Consider the following 18,060-nt stretch of genomic DNA (forward strand, 5'->3'; position numbering starts at 1 on the left):
GCCTGCCCATCCGAGGTTACCAACTCGCAGGGTATGATACCCGATGAGAGTAAAAGGGCATGATACCCTATGAGCGAAATCGCGATCGTCGGCGGGGGCATTGTCGGCATCTGCGCGGCCGCGTTTCTGGCTGAAGCCGGGCGGCAGGTCGTCCTGATCGACCGGATCGGCATCTGCGAGGAGACCAGTTCGGGCAACGCCGCAGCGCTCGCCTTCTCGGACATTCTGCCGCTGGCGCAGAAAGGGATGATGCGCAACCTGCCGCGCTGGCTTGCGGATCCGCTGGGGCCGCTTTCGATCCCGCCGGCCTATCTGCCGCAGCTGCTTCCATGGCTCGTGCGGTTCTGGCGGGCAGGTTTGTCAGATCGCCATGAGGCGAGCCTTGCGGCGCAGGCCTCGATGATGAAGCTTGCCGAGGCCGAATGGATGGCGCTTATGGATCGCTCCGGCACGCGCGGCATGCTGCGCGAGGACGGTTCGCTCGAACTCTATGAAAGCAAGGGCGAATTTCGCGCCTCCTTGCCGGGCTGGGATGCCCGCGCCCGCTTCGGCGTCGCATTCCGTCATGTCGAAGGCGAAGAGCTGACGACCTTGCAGCCTGGCCTTTCATCGCAATTCTCGAGGGGCACCTTCGTGCCGGACTGGAAGACGGTGGCCGATCCGAAGCTGCTCGGCAAGGCGGTGTGGGCTTATGCGGAAGGGCTGGGCGCGAGGCATATCAAGGCTTCTGTCGAGCAGGTCGAGATGTCGGAGGCAGGCATCGACATCCAGCTGGGGCAGGGCGAAAGCCTGCCTTGTCGCACGCTGGTGATAGCGGCGGGTGCTTGGTCGCACCTGCTGACGGCAAAGCTGGGCGACGCGGTGCCGCTCGAAACCGAGCGCGGCTACAACACCACGCTGCCTGCCGATGCGTTCGACGTGAAGCGCCAGCTGATCTTTTCAGGGCATGGTTTCGTGGTGACGCCGCTGGCGACCGGCCTGCGTGTGGGCGGCGCGGTGGAGCTTGCGGGGCTGAAGCGCCCACCCAACTATGCCCGCTCGCGCGCGATGCTGGAAAAGGCGAAGGGCTTCCTGCCGGGGCTTAAAACCGAAGGCGGGCGCGAGTGGATGGGCTATCGCCCCTCGCTGCCGGATTCCCTCCCCGTCATCGGGCAATCGTCCGCCAGCCCGGATATCGTCTATGCGTTCGGGCACGGCCATCTGGGGCTGACGCAAGCCGCCGCGACGGGCCGGCTTGTGCGCGACCTCGTCACGCGCCAGACTCCTGCGATAGACCTGTCACCGTTTTCGCCCACGAGGTTCTGAAGATACCATGGCGCGTCATTCCTTCTTCTGCATCGATGGTCACACCTGCGGCAATCCGGTGCGGCTCGTTGCCGGCGGCGGGCCGCGGCTCGACGGTGCGACGATGATGGAACGCCGGGCGCATTTTCTTGCCGAGTTCGACTGGATCAGGAAGGGACTGATGTTCGAACCGCGCGGCCATGACATGATGTCAGGCTCGATCCTCTATCCGCCCACGCGGGAGGATTGCGACGTGGCTATCCTGTTCATCGAGACATCGGGCTGCCTGCCGATGTGCGGCCACGGCACTATCGGCACGGTGACGATGGCCATCGAGCACGGGCTCGTCACGCCGCAGACGCCGGGTGTGCTGAGGCTGGACACGCCGGCCGGACTGGTGATCGCGGAATACCGGCAGGAAGGCCAGTATGTGGAGGAGGTGCGCATCACCAACGTGCCGTCCTTCCTCTATGCCGAGGGGCTGGAGGTGGAGTGTCCGCAACTCGGGTCGCTGAAGGTCGATGTCGCCTATGGCGGCAACTTCTACGCCATCGTCGACCGCCAAGAGAACTATCGCGACATGGCCGATCATTCGGCGGGCGACCTGATCGCGTGGAGCCCGGTTCTGCGCCAGCGGCTAAACGAGCTCTATGCTTTCGCGCACCCAGAAAACCCTTCGATCGACCGGCTGACCCACATAATGTGGACCGGTGCGCCGACCGTCGACGGCGCGGATGCGCGCAACGCGGTGTTCTATGGCGACAAGGCGATCGACCGGTCGCCCTGTGGAACCGGCACCTCGGCCCGCATGGCGCAACTTCACGCCAAACACATGCTCCGCGAAGGTGACGGCTTCGTGCACGAATCGATCATCGGCTCGCTGTTCAAGGGCCGGGTGGAAAAGGAAACGCAGGTGGGCGGCCACACCGCAATCGTGCCGTCCATCGGTGGATGGGCGCGGATGACTGGCCTCAACACCATCTTCATCGACGATCGCGACCCGTTCGCGCACGGCTTCTCGGTCCTGTAGGCGAGGTGCGCATGAGAGGTACCGGCCCTGGATCGCATTTTGGTCGGCATTCATGGGATGCAAGAAAACACGGTTTCGAAACCGATTTCCGCACGAACTTGCGCCGATGTGAGATCGAATACCGCTTCGAGGCAAGGACATTGCATTTGGCCGGTGATAGCTTCCGCCCTAGTCCAAGGGGCGGGCTGCAGCCAGATGCACGCCATCACGATGTCGCGGGGGAGAAGCGGCACTCGAATTCAGGTGTTGCAATCCAGCCTCGACATAATAGGACTAGGGGAACCAAAGAAAAGGATGCGCGCATGCCGCGACATCCTCGAGGGGACGTACAGAAATGGAATATTTCGTCCAGCAGCTTATCAACGGGCTGACGCTAGGCTCGATCTATGGGCTGATCGCGATCGGCTATACGATGGTGTACGGCATCATAGGCATGATCAATTTCGCCCACGGCGACATCTTCATGATCAGCTCGTTCATCGCGCTGGCCGTGTTCCTCATTCTCACCAGTGTGCTCGGCTTCGCATTCCTGCCTGTAGTGCTGCTGATCGTGCTGCTGGTGGCGATGCTGTTCACCTCGGCATGGGGGTGGACCGTCGAGAGGCTTGCTTACCGGCCGCTGCGAGGCTCGTTCCGCCTTGCACCGCTCATCACCGCCATCGGCATGTCCATCCTTTTGCAGAACTTCGTTCGCGTTACGCAGGGCGCGCGCGTCAAGCCGCTGCCGCCGCAAATCCAGGGAGGCATTCCGCTGATGGACGGCATGACGGATGCCGGCCCGATCGTCGTGCAGATCTCGTACATGCAGCTCATCATCATCGTTACGACGGTGGTGCTGATGACGGTCTTCTCCCTCATCATCGCTAAGACCTCGCTGGGCCGCGCGCAGCGCGCCTGCGAGCAGGACCGCAAGATGGCGGCGCTGCTGGGCGTGAACGTCGACCGCACCATCTCGCTGACCTTCGTGATGGGGGCGGCCCTGGCAGCGGTTGCAGGCCTGATGTTCCTGCTGCTCTACGGCGTGATCGACTTCTATATCGGCTTCCTTGCAGGCGTTAAGGCCTTTACGGCCGCCGTGCTCGGAGGCATCGGATCGCTGCCCGGAGCCATGCTCGGCGGGCTGCTCATCGGCCTGATCGAAGTGTTCTGGGCTGGCTACTTCAGCGTGGAATACAAGGACGTGGCCGCATTCTCGATCCTGGCCATCGTGCTCATCTTCCTGCCCTCGGGCCTGCTCGGCAAGCCCGAAGTCGAAAAGGTCTGAGGCAATGACGAACACGGCAGACACCCGCATCGCGGATTCGATTCGCGACGCCTTCATCGCCGCCCTGCTCGTCGCAGTGCTGGGCTTCTTCTTCCTGGCGCTCCGCACGGACATCGCGCCCGGCGGGCTGGCCCTGTCGACGCGCTGGGGCCTGTGGTTCACAGCCATCGCAATCGTCTTCGCGGTGCGTCTCTTGCTGAACCTCTTCGTCTACCGCGCCCCTGCCGGAGCGCCGAAGCCGGAGAGCGGCATCGGCAAGATGGCGCACAGGTTGTCGGGCTACAGCACGGTGTTCGGCTATGTGATGTTCGCGCTGGCCGCCGCGCTGCCGTTCATCGTGATGGCGCTGTTTCCGGTGCAGCAACGCCAGTATATCGACCTCGCCATCCTCATCATGACCTACATCATGCTGGGGTGGGGACTGAACGTGGTGGTCGGTTTCGCCGGCCTGCTCGATCTGGGCTATGTCGCGTTCTACGCGCTGGGCGCCTATTCGTTTGGCCTGCTCGCCTTCTATTTCGACATCGGCTTCTGGGTGGCGCTGCCGCTGGCCGGCCTTCTCGCTGCCATGTGGGGAATCGTGCTGGGCTTCCCGGTGCTGCGCCTCAGAGGCGACTACTTCGCGATCGTAACGCTGGCATTCGGCGAAATCATCCGCGTGGTGCTCATCAACTGGTCTGATTTCACCGGCGGGCCGCGCGGCGTCTCTGGCATCCCGAAGCCCACTTTCTTCGGGCTCGACTTCACGCGTGGGGAGGGCGGGTTCGCCGACTTCTTCGGGCTCGAGTTCTCGACGATCCACCGTTTCGTCTATCTCTACTATATCATCTTCATCCTCGCGATCATCACCTACTTCGTCACCGCGAGGCTGCGCCAGCTGCCGGTGGGACGCGCCTGGGAGGCGCTGCGCGAGGACGACATCGCCTGCCGTTCGCTGGGAATCAACATCCGCAACACCAAGCTGACGGCGTTCGCCATCAGCGCGATGTTCGGCGGCTTTGCGGGATCGTTCTTCGCGACAAGGCAGGGCTACATCTCGCCCGAGAGCTTCACCTTCATCGAGTCGGCCATCATCCTGGCTATCGTGGTGCTGGGCGGGCTGGGTTCGCAAATCGGTATCGTGATCGCCTCCATCGTGATGATCGGCGGCATGGAGATGCTGCGCAATCTGGGCTTCCTGACACAAATCTTCGGGCCTGACTTCGACCCGGTCCAGTACCGCATGCTGATCTTCGGCCTCGCCATGGTGCTCATCATGGTTTGGAAGCCGCGCGGGCTGGTCTCGACACGCGAGCCTTCTGCCGTGCTCAAGGAAAAGAAGAAGATCGGTGCCGATCTGATCGGGCAGGGCGAGGGGCACAAGGCATGATTGCGGCAGCGGAAGCGATGACGACTGCGGACAGATCCGACACCAACTGGGACCGCAATCCGATCCTCACGGTCGAGAATCTGACGATGCGCTTCGGCGGCCTCGTGGCGATCGACAACCTCTCGTTCAACGTGGGGCGCGGCGACATCACCGCGTTGATCGGCCCAAACGGTGCCGGCAAGACCACGGTGTTCAACTGCGTGACCGGCTTCTACAAGCCGACGGAAGGGCGCATCGTGATGCGCCACGGCCCCGGCCATCAGGATGAGGGCGTGGCGGCCGTGACTGCCAGCAGCAACAAGTGGGGCCAGACGGCGGAAGGCGCCGTCTACCTGCTGGAGCGCATGCCCGACGTCGAGATCTCGCAGAAGGCGAAGGTGGCCCGCACCTTCCAGAACATCCGCCTGTTCAGCGGCATGACCGCGCTGGAAAACCTGCTGGTCGCACAGCACAACACGCTGATGGTGGCCTCGAGCTACACTGTCGGCGGCCTGCTGGGCCTGCCAGGCTATCGCCGCGCCCATGCCGAAGCCATCGACAAGGCAGCCTACTGGCTCGAGCGCGTCGACCTGATCGACCGGGCGGACGACCCGGCCGGCGATCTGCCCTATGGCGCGCAGCGCCGGCTGGAGATCGCGCGCGCCATGTGCACCCAGCCGCACCTCCTTTGTCTCGACGAGCCGGCGGCTGGCCTCAACCCGCGCGAATCCTCCGCGCTCAACGACCTTATCCAGTACATCCGCGCCGATCACGGCGTTTCCGTACTGCTCATCGAGCACGACATGGGCGTGGTGATGGAGATTTCCGACCACATCGTCGTCCTCGACTACGGCGTGAAAATCTCCGACGGCGACGCGCAGTTCGTGCGCACCGATCCGCGCGTCATCGCCGCCTATCTCGGCGTCGACGACGAGGAGATCGAGGAAAAGCCCGAGATCGCCTCGCTGGTGGTCGAAGCCCTGGGCGAGGAGGCCGCCACTGAAGCCGGCATAGCCGCCGACGGCGCTCCGCCCCCCGAAGCGATCGCGGCGCAGGCGGATTCCGCTGCAGGCTTGGCCGATGCGAAGGCGCATCCCGGCACGCGCCCTGCCGGTCTCGACGGTGCCCGCGAGGGCGGTCCGGACAGGCTGACCCGTATCAACGGCATCGGCCCGGTCAACGAAAAGAAGCTGAACGGCCTCGGCATCTGGCATTTCGACCAGATCGGAGCCTGGAAGAAGAAGGAGGTCGAGTGGGTCGGCTCCTACCTCTCCTTCCCGGGGCGCATCGAGCGCGAGGACTGGGTGGGGCAGGCGAAGGTGCTGGCGCGCGCTGCGGGCAAGGCCAAGACCACGCGCAAGGGCAAGCAGGGGGGCGGCCAATGACCACGGGTTCCGAAGACCTGCTTTTGTCGGTACGCGGCGTCGAGACCTATTACGGCAAGATCGTCGCGCTGCGGGGCGTGGACCTGGACGTCAGGCGCGGCGAGATCGTCACGCTGATCGGCGCCAACGGTGCGGGCAAATCCACGCTGATGATGACCATCTGCGGCGATCCTCGCGCGCGGGCCGGCACGATCACCTATGACGGCAGGGACATCACCGGTATGCCGACGCATGAGATCATGCGGCTCGGCATCGCGCAATCCCCGGAAGGGCGACGCATCTTTCCGCGCATGACGGTGCTGGAAAACCTCAAGATGGGCGCGCAGCTGGTCGCGCCGGAGCATTTCGAGGGCGACCTGAAGCGCATCTACGACCTCTTCCCGCGCCTCAAGGAGCGCGCAGCGCAGCGCGGGGGCACGCTTTCTGGCGGCGAACAGCAGATGCTGGCCATCGCGCGCGCGCTGATGAGCCGGCCCAAGCTGCTGTTGCTTGACGAACCTTCGCTCGGCCTTGCACCGCTGATCGTGAAGCAGATTTTCGAGGTCATCCGCGAGCTCAACAGGACCGAGGGCCTGACTGTGTTCCTTGTCGAGCAGAACGCGTTCCATGCGCTCAAGCTGGCGCATCGCGGATATGTCATGGTCAACGGCAACATCACCATGAGCGGCACCGGTGCGGAGCTGCTCAAGCGCGAGGAGGTGCGTGCCGCCTACCTCGAAGGCGGAAGGCACTGAGGGGTCCGGCATGGAAAAGCAGAACACGCTGATCTGGGAAGTCACCGCCTGGGAGTTCGTCTTCGTCACCGTGCTTCTGGCGGGGGCGGCCGCCTATCTGACCGGGCGGGCGGGCGCGCGCGAATGGCAGGCCAACTCGACTCTGGTCGTCTACATGGTGCTGCTGGCGGCGGCGACGCGGTTCATTCATTTCGCGCTGTTTCAGGGTAGCTTGCTGTCGATCCACTACTACGCCGTCGACCTCATCGTCCTGCTGGCGCTCGCCTTTCTGGGCAAGCGCATCACGCGGGCAAAGCAGATGGGAACGCAGTACAGCTTCCTCTATCGACGCAGCGGCCTGCTGAGCTGGGAAAAGAAAGCCTGAGGGAAAACAATGCTTCAGGGTCGCAAGAACCCGGGAGCAGCAATTCGGCGAAAGCCTCTTCCTTTACATTTGGAATTGGGCTTTCATGCCGGACAAGCGGGGGCAGAACCTCGCATCGCGGGAACCGGAGTTCGACACCTGGTCCGGGGGCCGCTACGGGAACATTGGGTGTTTTCAAAGGGAGTTGTCATGAAGAAGGTACTTCTGGCGGGCGCGGCGCTTGGCGTTCTGATGGCCGGTCCGGCCTGGGCGGAAATCAAGATCGCCACGGCCGGCCCGATGACGGGCCAGTATGCGGCGTTCGGCGAGCAGATGCGCGCCGGCGCGGAGCTGGCTGTCCAGCACATCAACGCGGAAGGCGGCGTGCTCGGCGAACAGCTTTCGCTCGAGATCGGCGACGATGCGTGTGAAGGCAGGCAGGCCGTTTCGGTGGCCAACCAGTTGGTCAGCCAGGGCGTCGTGTTCGTCGCGGGCCACTTCTGCTCGGGCGCATCGATCCCGGCTTCGGCCGTCTATGCGGAAGAGCAGATCATCCAGATCTCGCCGGCCTCGACCAATCCGGACTTCACCGAGAAGCGTCCCGGACCGGGCGTGTTCCGCATGTGCGGACGCGACGACCAGCAGGGTCAGGTTGCAGGCCCGTTCATCCTCGAGCGCTTCCCCGACAGGAAGGTCGCCTTCATCCATGACCGCACGGCCTATGGCCAGGGTCTGGCCGAAGCGACACGGGACGCGTATCAGGCAGCCGGTGGCACGCCCGCCCTGTTCGAGGCCTACACGCCGGGCGAGCGCGACTACACCGCTCTCGTGTCGAAGCTGCAGGCCGAGGGCATCGGCGTCGTCCACGTCGGCGGCTACCACACCGAGGCTGGCCTGATCATGCGCCAGATGCGCGAACAGGGCATGGACACGGTGCTGATTTCCGGCGACGCGCTCGTCACCGACGAGTACTGGGCGATCACCGGCGATCTGGGCGAAGGCACGCTGATGACCTTCTCGCCGGATCCGCGCAAGAACCCGGATGCCTCCGCGCTGGTCGAAGAGTTCCGTGGCAAGGGCGTCGAGCCCGAAGGCTACGTGCTCTACACCTACGCAGCGATCCAGGCATGGAAGGAAGCTGTCGAGGCTGCAGGCTCGCTCGACTTCGATGGCGTCGTGGAAGCTCTGAACACCGGCACCTTCAACACCGTGCTGGGCGAATCGGGCTTCGACGACAAGGGTGACGTGCAGCTTCCGGGCTACGTTCTCTACGAGTGGAAGAACGGCACCTACGACTATCTCGAAAACTAGGCCTCGAGATCATTCGATCTAGATACGGCCCGGTGCGTGAGCACCGGGCCGTTTTGTTTTGTTGCGCAATCGTTATGGCATGCATGCCGAATGTTGCGGTTTGCAGTGCAGCAATTTCCGGCTAAGGAAGGCGGCACGTCTCGCAAGCCCCATCGGAGATCGCCTTGAAGATCAAAAAGCTGCTTGTCGCCAACCGTTCCGAGATCGCAATCCGCGTCTTTCGCGCGGCCAACGAACTGGGCATCAAGACCGTCGCGATCTGGGCGGAAGAAGACAAATATTCGCTTCACCGCTTCAAGGCAGACGAGAGCTACCCGATCGGGCGCGGACCGCATCTGACGAAAGATCTGGGGCCGATCGAGAGCTATCTCTCCATCGACGAGGTGATCCGGGTAGCCAGGCTTTCCGGCGCGGATGCGATCCATCCGGGTTACGGCCTGTTGTCGGAAAGCCCCGAATTCGCCGATGCCTGTGCGCTGGCCGGCATCATCTTCATCGGCCCGAAGCCCGAGACGATGCGGCGGCTCGGCAACAAGGTGGCCGCGCGCAACCTCGCCATCGAGGTCGGCGTGCCGGTGGTGCCGGCCACCGAACCTCTGCCGGACGACATGGAGGCGGTGAAGAAGATGGCCGCCGAGATCGGCTATCCGGTGATGCTGAAGGCATCGTGGGGCGGTGGCGGGCGCGGCATGCGCGCCATCCGCGCCGAGGCCGACCTCGCCCGCGAGGTCACCGAGGCCAAGCGCGAGGCCAAGGCCGCCTTCGGCAAGGACGAGGTCTATCTGGAGAAGCTGGTCGAGCGTGCACGCCACGTCGAGGTGCAGGTGCTGGGCGATACTCACGGCAATACCGTGCATCTGTTTGAGCGCGACTGCTCTATCCAGCGCCGCAACCAGAAAGTCGTGGAACGTGCGCCGGCGCCCTATCTGGACGACGCACAGAGGGCGGAGCTTTGCGGCTACGCCCTGAAAATTGCCGACGCCACGGACTATGTGGGTGCGGGCACGGTCGAGTTCCTGCAGGATGCCGACACCGGCAAGTTTTACTTCATCGAGGTGAACCCGCGCATTCAGGTCGAGCACACCGTCACGGAGGAAGTGACGGGCATCGACATCGTCAAGGCGCAGATACACATCCTCGAAGGCGAGAAGATCGGCGATGCCGCTTCGGGCGTGCCGGCGCAGGCCGACATCAAGCTGCACGGTCACGCGATGCAGTGCCGCATCACCACGGAAGACCCCGAGCAGAACTTCATCCCCGACTACGGCCGCATCACCGCCTATCGCGGTGCGACGGGCTTCGGTATCCGGCTCGATGGCGGCACTGCCTATTCGGGCGCGGTCATCACACGCTTCTACGATCCGCTGCTGGAAAAGGTGACCGCGTGGGCTCCATCTGCCGAGGAAGCGCGCCAGCGCATGGACCGCGCGCTGCGCGAGTTCCGCATCCGCGGCGTGGCGACCAACCTGACGTTCCTGGAAGCGATCATCAACCACCCACATTTCCGCGATAATACCTACACGACGAAGTTCATCGATACGACGCCGGAACTGTTCAGCCAGGTGAAGCGGCAGGACCGCGCTACCAAACTGCTGAATTATCTGGCGGACGTGACCGTAAACGGCCATCCCGAAACGCGTGGCCGCCCGAAGCCCAACGCAGAGGCCGCCGCGCCGCGGGTGCCCTACATCGACGCGTCGATCCCCGACGGCACCAAGCAGAAACTCGACGCGCTGGGCCCGCAGAAGTTCGCGGCCTGGATGCGTGACGAGAAGCGCGTCCTCGTGACCGACACCACCATGCGCGACGGGCACCAGTCGCTGCTGGCGACGCGCATGCGCACCCATGACATCGCGGCAGTCGCGGGCGTCTATGCGCGCGCGCTGCCGCAACTCCTCTCGCTGGAATGCTGGGGCGGTGCGACCTTCGACGTCGCGATGCGCTTCCTGACGGAGGACCCGTGGGAGCGACTTTCGCTGGTGCGCGAGGCGGCACCCAACCTGCTGTTGCAGATGCTGCTGCGCGGGGCCAACGGCGTCGGCTACACCAACTATCCAGACAACGTGGTGCGCTACTTCGTCAAGCAGGCGGCGGCCGGCGGCATCGACCTTTTCCGCGTGTTCGACTGCCTCAACTGGGTGGAGAACATGCGCGTCGCGATGGACGCGGTGGTGGAGGAAGGCAAGCTCTGCGAGGCCACGATCTGCTATACGGGCGACATCCTCGACCCGAACCGGGCCAAGTACGACCTGAAATACTACGTCGCGCTGGCCAGCGAGCTGGAAGCCGCCGGGGCGCACATCATCGCGCTGAAGGACATGGCGGGCCTGCTCAAGCCTGCGGCAGCCAAGGTGCTGTTCAAGGCACTGCGCGAGGCCACCAACCTGCCCATCCACTTCCACACCCATGATACGAGCGGCATTGCTGCCGCGACCGTTCTTGCCGCCGTAGAGGCAGGCGTTGATGCGGTGGACGCGGCGATGGATGCTCTTTCCGGCAATACGTCGCAACCGTGCCTTGGCTCCATCGTGGAGGCACTCAGGGGCGACGAGCGCGACACCGGGCTGGATCCGGAATGGATCAGGAAAATCTCGTTCTACTGGGAGGCGGTGCGCAACCAGTACGCGGCGTTCGAAAGCGACCTGAAGGGGCCCGCTTCCGAGGTCTACCTGCACGAAATGCCGGGCGGGCAGTTCACCAACCTTAAGGAGCAGGCGCGCTCGCTGGGGCTCGAGACCCGCTGGCATGAGGTGGCGCAGGCCTATCACGACGTGAACCTGATGTTCGGCGACATCGTGAAGGTGACGCCATCGTCCAAGGTGGTCGGCGACATGGCGCTGATGATGGTCAGCCAGGATTTGACGGTGGCGGACGTCGAAAATCCCGCGAAAGACATCGCCTTTCCCGACTCCGTCGTATCAATGCTGCGCGGCGATCTCGGCCAGTCGCCCGGCGGCTGGCCGCAGGCGCTCCAGAAGAAGGCGTTGAAGGGGGAGAAGCCTATCACCGTTCGCCCCGGCTCGCTGCTGGCCCCGGCAGATCTCGCCAGCGACCGCACCGAGGTGGAAGAAAAGCTCGAGCGCAAGATCAGCGATTTCGAGTTCGCCTCGTGGCTGATGTATCCGAAGGTCTTTTCGGACTTCGCCGCCGCGCAGGCTGAGTACGGACCTGTCAGCGTCCTACCGACGCCATCCTACTTCTACGGGATGGAACCGGAGGAGGAAGTATTCGTCGATATCGAGCGCGGGAAGACGCTGGTGATCCGTTGCCTTGCGGTCGGCGACACCGACGAGAAGGGCATGGTTACCGTGTTCTTCGAGCTCAATGGCCAGCCGCGCCGCGTCAAGGTGCCCGACCGGGCGCATGGCTCGGGCGCCGGGAAGGCGCGCGCGAAGGCCGAAGCGGGCAATGCGCAGCATGTCGGCGCACCGATGCCGGGTGTGGTTTCCACCGTGGCGGTGTCGGCGGGGCAGGCCGTCAAGTCGGGCGACGTGCTGCTGTCCATCGAGGCGATGAAGATGGAGACTGCGCTTCACGCCGAACGCGACGGCGAGATCGCCGAGGTGCTTGTGCGCGCAGGCGACCAGATCGACGCGAAGGATCTGCTGATCGTCTACGCATAAAGCCGGCCCGGTCGAGCTACGCCCGCTCAGTCGTAGCTGAGGAACGTCTTGTAGATGTAGCCGCTGCGGCCCCCATAGGTGACGGCGCACCAGTTGCAGCCGGTCTCCGCCTCGACCTCGACCAGCGCCGGCACGACGACGATAATATCGGCGTCGTCGCTCGGGCCCGAGCGCATGTTGACGTAGCGGGTGGTGGTGGCCTGCGCACGGGGGCCAGAAGCAGGCTGCCCGATGGAGGCGGTCTGCTCCTCCGACGGCGGGCCGATGTCTTCCTCAACCTCGCGGCGCTGTATAGCCTCCAGTGCGGCAATCTCGTCATCCGTCTCGGCGACGGGAACGGGCGGCTCGAACGCGCCTGCATGCGGCGCGGCCGACAGGATCGAGGAGGTGCGGTTCTGATCGGGCTCGAGCGCAGGTTCGCCAAGCGGCGGGATGGCTGCAAGGTCTTCGGGCGCTTGCAGGGCAGCGTCGCTGGCCGCAACCGCTGGCTCTACTGTTTCTTGTGACACTTCGGGGGCGGGGGGGGCGTCGGCCATGACAGGTTCGGCGGCCACGGAAACCTCCTGCGTCAGGACCTCTTCCTGCGCCGTCGCAGCGGTCTGATCGGCCGGGCCGACGCTCGCCTCGCGACTTAGAAAGGTGCCGAGCAGCAGGATCAGCGCGGCGCCGCCAAGCACGGTCACCGCAATGGGCGCAGCGGCGGGCGGCAGCTTGTCCAGCATTTCGCGCGATGGACGGGGAAACCGGCTCTGCGTTCCCAGCGGTGCGAGGAACGGCTTCTGGTTGCTCCTGAAGTTGAAGGGACTCTTCACGCTGTTCTCCATACGGGCGGCGACCGCCCGGTCCAATGCCGCGCGCCTGAAGCAACGCCGGCCACTCTCCCTTCCTGACTAGGGCTTTTCCTTGGAACCCGATTGTGGCCGGGGTTGGTCGCCTTTGTGGCAATCCGCGATCCGGTTCGCCGGCTGGCCCAATCATTGGAGACGCTCTCTGCTTGACTGTGGATTAAATCGATTTAGGTTGCCGTTGACCGAACCTGCTGGATTCCTCCCATGACTGATCAACTGCTGCGGGCGCGGCGGGGCCGAATGGCCGTTGCGGCGATGTTTCTCGCCAACGGCTTCATCATCGGCAGCTGGGCTCCGCAAATACCGCTCGTCCTGTCCCGACTGGAAATCAGCGAGACGACGCTCGGGCTGCTGATCCTGATATTCGGGCTTGGCGCACTCGTCGCCATGCCGTGGTGCGGTTACCTGATGTCACGGCACGGCTCGCGCGCAATGCTGCGCATATTCGCCGTGCTTTCGAGTTTCGCGCTGCTGCTGGTGGCACTGGCCGGCAGCGTCTGGGCGGCGGCCCCCATGGTGTTTTTCCTTGGCGGAACCATTGGGGCGATGGACGTGGCGATGAACACCAATGCCGTAACCGTGGAAAAGCGGCTCGGCCGGGCGATCATGTCGTCGTCGCACGGGTTCTGGAGCCTTGGCGGCTTTTTCGGCGGCGCACTGGGCGGCCTTGCGATCCAGGCCTTTGGCCATCTGGCGCATGCGGCGATGGTGACGCTGGTGACGCTGGCCATCGTGGCCGCCGCCTATGGCTACCTCTCCGATGGCGACAAGCCGGCACCGAGCGAGCAGGTGCGGTTCAGATGGCCGACCAACCCGCTGGTCTATCTGGTGGGCTTCATGGCCCTGTTCTCCATGATCCCGGAAGGCGCGGTGCTGGACTGGGCTGCGCTCTACCTGCAGCAGGAAATGGGGAGCGACATCGCCACCGCCGGCTTCGCGTTCGCTGCGTTCTCTGCCACCATGGCGACCATGCGCTTCATGGGCGACGGGGTGCGCAACCGGTTCGGCGCTGTCAACACGCTGCGCGTGTCGGCGCTGATCGCGGCGTCGGGGATGATGGTCGCAGGCATGGCCCCGGACGCGTGGACGGCTATCGCCGCCTTCGCTTTTGCCGGTCTGGGTATCGCCAACATGGTGCCGATCGCATTTTCGGCCGCCGGAAACCAGCCGGGTGTGGCATCGGCAACGGGAATGAGCGTGGTCACGACGATGGGCTATTCGGGGATACTGGTAGCGCCCTCGGCTATCGGCTTCATCGGCGAGCGGACCGGGTTTGCACCGATCTTTGTCTCGCTGGCGGGGCTGCTGGTGGTGGTATGCCTGATGGCCGGGCTGGCGCGGAGTGCCGATTTCGTCGCGCATCAGCCGGCCGAGTAGACGTCATTGGTCGATGAGCCGACCGGCCTTGCGGCCGGCCGGCATATCGGAAGTCAGATTCTTCCCATCAGCACCAGTATCAGCACGATCACCAGCACGACGCCGAGAATGCCGGACGGGCCATAGCCCCAACCACGCGAGTGAGGCCAGGCCGGCACTGCGCCGAGCAGGATGAGAATAAGGATGATGATGAGAATTGTGCCGAGCGACATGAAGGTCCCCTTCGCATTGAGGCAAGAAACGCTCTATCAATGCGTGCAGCGGCACAAAAGTTCCCCACGGGCAGCATGACCTATGGGGAACGGCCGCTAACGGTCTTCTATTCTGCGGCCTTGGGATAGACGATCGCTGGCTCGTCGGCGACAGACGGCTTTTCATCGCCGCCGTCAGCCTCGTCCTTCCCTCCGCGACGGAACAGCCGCGACAGCAGGCTGCGGTGGCCGGCGGGGCGCGCATCGCGGGTAAACACCATCAGCGCGGAAGGCGTGACTACCAACGTCAGCACGGTAGCGAAGGCCAGGCCGTAGACGATGGCGCTCGACAGCGAAATCCACCACTGGGTGGAGGGCGCATTGATTGTCGTCTCGTGGTGGAACAGCTCCAGCCCGAGACCGAAGGCGATGGGCAGCACGCCCAGAATCGCGGCGGCGGCCGTCAGCACCACCGGACGCGCACGCTCGCGGCAGGTCTGAAGCACGGCGTCCAGCTTGGTCCATCCTTCCTCGCGCAGCCGGTCGTAAGTGTCGATCAGCACGATGTTGTTGTTCACGACCACGCCTGCCAGCGCGATGACGCCGATGCCCGACATGATGATGCCGAAGGGCTGGCCGGTCAGCAGCAGGCCCAGGAACACGCCGATGGTCGCCATCACGACCGTCATCAGGACGAGGAACACGCTGGTGAACTTGTTGAACTGCGCCAGAAGCACGATGAAGATAAGGAAAATCGCCGCTCCGAACGCGTTGGTGAGGAACGCGCTGGCCTCGTCGCTTTCCTGGCTGGAGCCGGCGAGCTTCCAAGTGGCGTTGCCCAGCTCCATCTCGCCCACGGTCTGCGCCACCTGATCCTGGACGGCTGCGACCTGCAGGCCGGAGGCGACGTTGGCCTGCACGACCACCGTGCGCTCGCCGTCGATGCGGTTGAGGATGCCGGTGCGCGGCTCCGGCTTGCGGCTGATGAAGTTGGAGATCGGCACCGAGCCCTGCGCGGTCTCGACGCGAAGCTCGTCGAGCGTGGAAAGCGTGCGCCGATCTTCGGGCAGGCGCAGGCGGATGTCGACCGCATCATCGGCGCCGGCGGGGCGATAGTCTGTCAGCTTCAGGCCGCCGGTGACCAGCTGGACCACAGTGCCAACCGAATTGGGGCTGATGCCGTATTGCGCGGCCTTGGTGCGGTCGATCGTCAGCGCCCAGTCCACACCGGGCGGCGGCAGGCCGTCGCTGATGTCGATCACGCCCTGTATCTCACCGATGCGGGCCGCCACCGCACGCGCGGTGTCGTCCAGCCCTTGAGGGTCGGCGGCCGAAAGGCGAATCTGGATCGGCTTGCCCTGCGGCGGGCCGGCATCGGGCACGCGGACCTCTACATCGACGCCAGGAATGCCCGCCATGACGGCGCGCAACTCGTCGAGAATGTCATTGGCAGGCTTACGCTCGCGCCAGTCGACGAACTCGTACTGGATGACGCCGACGACGTCCTCGGGAATGTCCTGCCCGCCGCCGCGCGTCTGGCCGACGCGGGTGTAGACCGACTTGACGCCCGGCCAGCCGAGCAGGCGGTCCTCGGCGGTGCGGGTCGCGGCATCCTGCTCGGCGAGCGAGAGGTTGCCGCGCGCATGCACGTAGAGCAGGCCGTAATCCGGCTCGACATTGGGGAAGAACTCGACGCCCGCACCGTAGTGCGAATAGCTGTACATGACGCCGACCAGCAGGCCGACGGCCATGATGAGCACGGTCTTGGGGTAATGCACCGCCTTCTTGACCACGGCCATGTACCAGCCGTCGCGCTGCTCGCCTTCCTCGTGGACATGCGCCTTTGCGAAGCGCGCTCCGATCGTCGGCACGAAGACGAGCGCAAACAGCATCGAGGCGGCCAATGTCACGATGAGCGTGATCGGCATGTACTTCATGAAGTCGCCGATGATGCCCGGCCAGAAAAGCAGCGGCGAGAATGCCGCGATGCGCGTCAGCGTCGCGGCCGCAACCGGGCCCGCCATGCGCTTGGCGGCAAGCTCGAAGGCCTGCTCGCGCGGCATGCCTTCCGACATGCGCCGCTCGGCAAACTCGACCACGATGATCGCATCGTCCACCAGCATGCCCACCGCGAGGATGAGACTGAACAGCACGATCATGTTGATCGTGTACCCCATCAGCGCAAGCAGCAGGATGCCCATCAGGAACGAGGACGGGATGGCGAGGCCGATCAGCAGCGAGGAGCGGCCGGACAGCGCATACAGAATGACGATGAAGACCAGGATGACGGCGATCAGGACGTGGTTCTGAAGCTCGCCGAGAAGCTGGTTGATGAAGACCGACTTGTCCTGCGTGTAGGTGACCGACATGCCTTCTGGCAGCTGCTGCTGGAAGTTGTCGGCAAGTGCCTTCACCATGACGACGGTGTCGACGAGGTTAGCGCCGGTACGCTTCTTGACCTCGATAGCGATGGCGGGCTGGCCGTCGAGACGGGTGATGGTCTCGGCGTCCTTGTGCGTGGAACGAATGGTGGCGAGATCCTGCGCACGGACAACGGCGTTGGGACCGGCCACGATGGGCAGGTTCGCTACATCCTCGACGGTTTCGATCAGTGCCGGCACCTTGACGGCGTAGCGGCCTTCATTGCCCTGGAGAGCGCCCGCCGCCACGAGGCTGTTGGATGCGCCGACACCTTGCAATAGCTGGTCCAGCTGCAGCCCGTAGGACGAAAGCTTCATCGGGTCGATGACGACCTCGACGAGATCGTCGCGCGCGCCCTGAAGCACGGCCTCGAGAACGCCCGGCACTTCCTCGATCTGGTCGCGCAGCTGGCGGGCCGCAGCCGTCAGCGTGCGCTCGGGCACATGTCCCGACAGCGTGACGACCAGTACCGGAAATTCCGAGATGTTGACCTCATTGACCGTCGGCTCCTCGGCGCCCTGCGGCAGGTCGCGCTTGGCGTCGTCCACCCGGTTGCGGGTGTCGTCCAACGCCGTCTTCAGGTCGGTCGAAGGGTCGAATTCCAACAGGACATAACCGCCGCCCTCATAGGCGGCCGAACGCATCTCCTTGACGCCGCGGATGCTCTTCATCCGGGTCTCGACCGGGCGCAGCAGCAGCCGCTCGGAATCTTCCGGCGAGATGCCCTGATAGGCAAGGCTCACATAGATGATGGGGATCGCAACGTCGGGCTCGGCTTCCTTGGGGATCGAGACGTACGCCATCGCCCCCGCGATCATCAGGAAGATGAGCGTGGTGATGGTGAGCCGCGCATTGCGGATGGCAAGCTTGACGATATCCATGGTGTGGCGCCGTCCCTGCG

The 18,060-nt window shown here is 64.4% G+C and carries 13 protein-coding genes; 10 read left to right on the top strand and 3 right to left on the bottom strand.

Features of this window, described 5'->3' with window-relative positions:
* Positions 1 to 69: 69 nt before the first annotated feature.
* The 9 genes from FY036_RS04055 (at position 70) to pyc (ending at position 12,322) form a co-directional block, all read left to right on the top strand.
* Positions 70 to 1,305 carry an NAD(P)/FAD-dependent oxidoreductase gene (locus FY036_RS04055; RefSeq protein WP_148913431.1) on the top strand — a complete coding sequence of 412 codons (1,236 nt, stop codon included), beginning with the start codon at positions 70 to 72 and terminating at the stop codon, positions 1,303 to 1,305.
* Between the two features lie 7 nt (positions 1,306 to 1,312).
* A complete protein-coding gene (locus FY036_RS04060; protein WP_148913432.1) occupies positions 1,313 to 2,314 on the top strand; it encodes a 4-hydroxyproline epimerase in 1,002 nt (333 codons plus the stop codon).
* Positions 2,315 to 2,648: 334 nt separating this feature from the next.
* The gene (locus FY036_RS04065; RefSeq protein WP_148913433.1) at positions 2,649 to 3,578 is read left to right on the top strand and encodes an ABC transporter permease subunit; all 930 of its coding nucleotides are present in this window, start codon (positions 2,649 to 2,651) and stop codon (positions 3,576 to 3,578) included.
* 4 nt (positions 3,579 to 3,582) lie between these two features.
* Positions 3,583 to 4,947, top strand: a complete 1,365-nt coding sequence (gene livM, locus FY036_RS04070; RefSeq protein ID WP_148913434.1) for a high-affinity branched-chain amino acid ABC transporter permease LivM — start codon at positions 3,583 to 3,585, stop codon at positions 4,945 to 4,947.
* A 17-nt stretch (positions 4,948 to 4,964) separates the two neighbouring features.
* On the top strand, positions 4,965 to 6,311 hold the full coding sequence (locus FY036_RS04075; RefSeq protein WP_148913558.1) for an ATP-binding cassette domain-containing protein: 1,347 nt from the start codon (positions 4,965 to 4,967) through the stop codon (positions 6,309 to 6,311).
* Positions 6,308 to 7,045, top strand: coding sequence for an ABC transporter ATP-binding protein (locus FY036_RS04080; protein ID WP_148913435.1), 738 nt, complete (start codon positions 6,308 to 6,310; stop codon positions 7,043 to 7,045). The genes FY036_RS04075 and FY036_RS04080 overlap by 4 nt, the downstream gene beginning before the upstream one ends.
* A gap of 10 nt (positions 7,046 to 7,055) precedes the next feature.
* Positions 7,056 to 7,409 (top strand): DUF6867 family protein, encoded by a 354-nt coding sequence (locus tag FY036_RS04085; RefSeq protein ID WP_148913436.1) that lies wholly within the window; start codon positions 7,056 to 7,058, stop codon positions 7,407 to 7,409.
* A gap of 189 nt (positions 7,410 to 7,598) precedes the next feature.
* Positions 7,599 to 8,699 (top strand): branched-chain amino acid ABC transporter substrate-binding protein, encoded by a 1,101-nt coding sequence (locus FY036_RS04090; RefSeq protein ID WP_148913437.1) that lies wholly within the window; start codon positions 7,599 to 7,601, stop codon positions 8,697 to 8,699.
* 164 nt (positions 8,700 to 8,863) lie between these two features.
* Positions 8,864 to 12,322, top strand: a complete 3,459-nt coding sequence (gene pyc, locus FY036_RS04095) for a pyruvate carboxylase (protein WP_148913438.1) — start codon at positions 8,864 to 8,866, stop codon at positions 12,320 to 12,322.
* A 26-nt stretch (positions 12,323 to 12,348) separates the two neighbouring features.
* On the opposite strand, the gene FY036_RS04100 is transcribed toward pyc, so the two are convergent.
* Positions 12,349 to 13,134 (bottom strand): SH3 domain-containing protein, encoded by a 786-nt coding sequence (locus FY036_RS04100; RefSeq protein WP_161601089.1) that lies wholly within the window; start codon positions 13,132 to 13,134, stop codon positions 12,349 to 12,351.
* Positions 13,135 to 13,374: 240 nt separating this feature from the next.
* Here FY036_RS04100 and FY036_RS04105 point away from each other — a divergent pair, with 240 nt between their 5' ends.
* On the top strand, positions 13,375 to 14,547 hold the full coding sequence (locus FY036_RS04105) for an MFS transporter (protein ID WP_148913440.1): 1,173 nt from the start codon (positions 13,375 to 13,377) through the stop codon (positions 14,545 to 14,547).
* A gap of 53 nt (positions 14,548 to 14,600) precedes the next feature.
* Here FY036_RS04105 and FY036_RS04110 read toward each other — a convergent pair whose 3' ends face one another.
* Together FY036_RS04110 and FY036_RS04115 are read right to left on the bottom strand one after the other, a co-directional pair.
* Positions 14,601 to 14,759: a DUF3309 family protein gene (locus FY036_RS04110; protein WP_148913441.1), complete on the bottom strand. Its 159-nt coding sequence runs from the start codon at positions 14,757 to 14,759 to the stop codon at positions 14,601 to 14,603.
* A gap of 107 nt (positions 14,760 to 14,866) precedes the next feature.
* On the bottom strand, positions 14,867 to 18,040 hold the full coding sequence (locus FY036_RS04115) for an efflux RND transporter permease subunit (protein WP_148913442.1): 3,174 nt from the start codon (positions 18,038 to 18,040) through the stop codon (positions 14,867 to 14,869).
* Positions 18,041 to 18,060: the final 20 nt, after the last annotated feature.

The organism is Neoaquamicrobium microcysteis, assembly GCF_008180155.1.
Taxonomy (GTDB): Bacteria; Pseudomonadota; Alphaproteobacteria; order Rhizobiales; family Rhizobiaceae; genus Aerobium; species Aerobium microcysteis.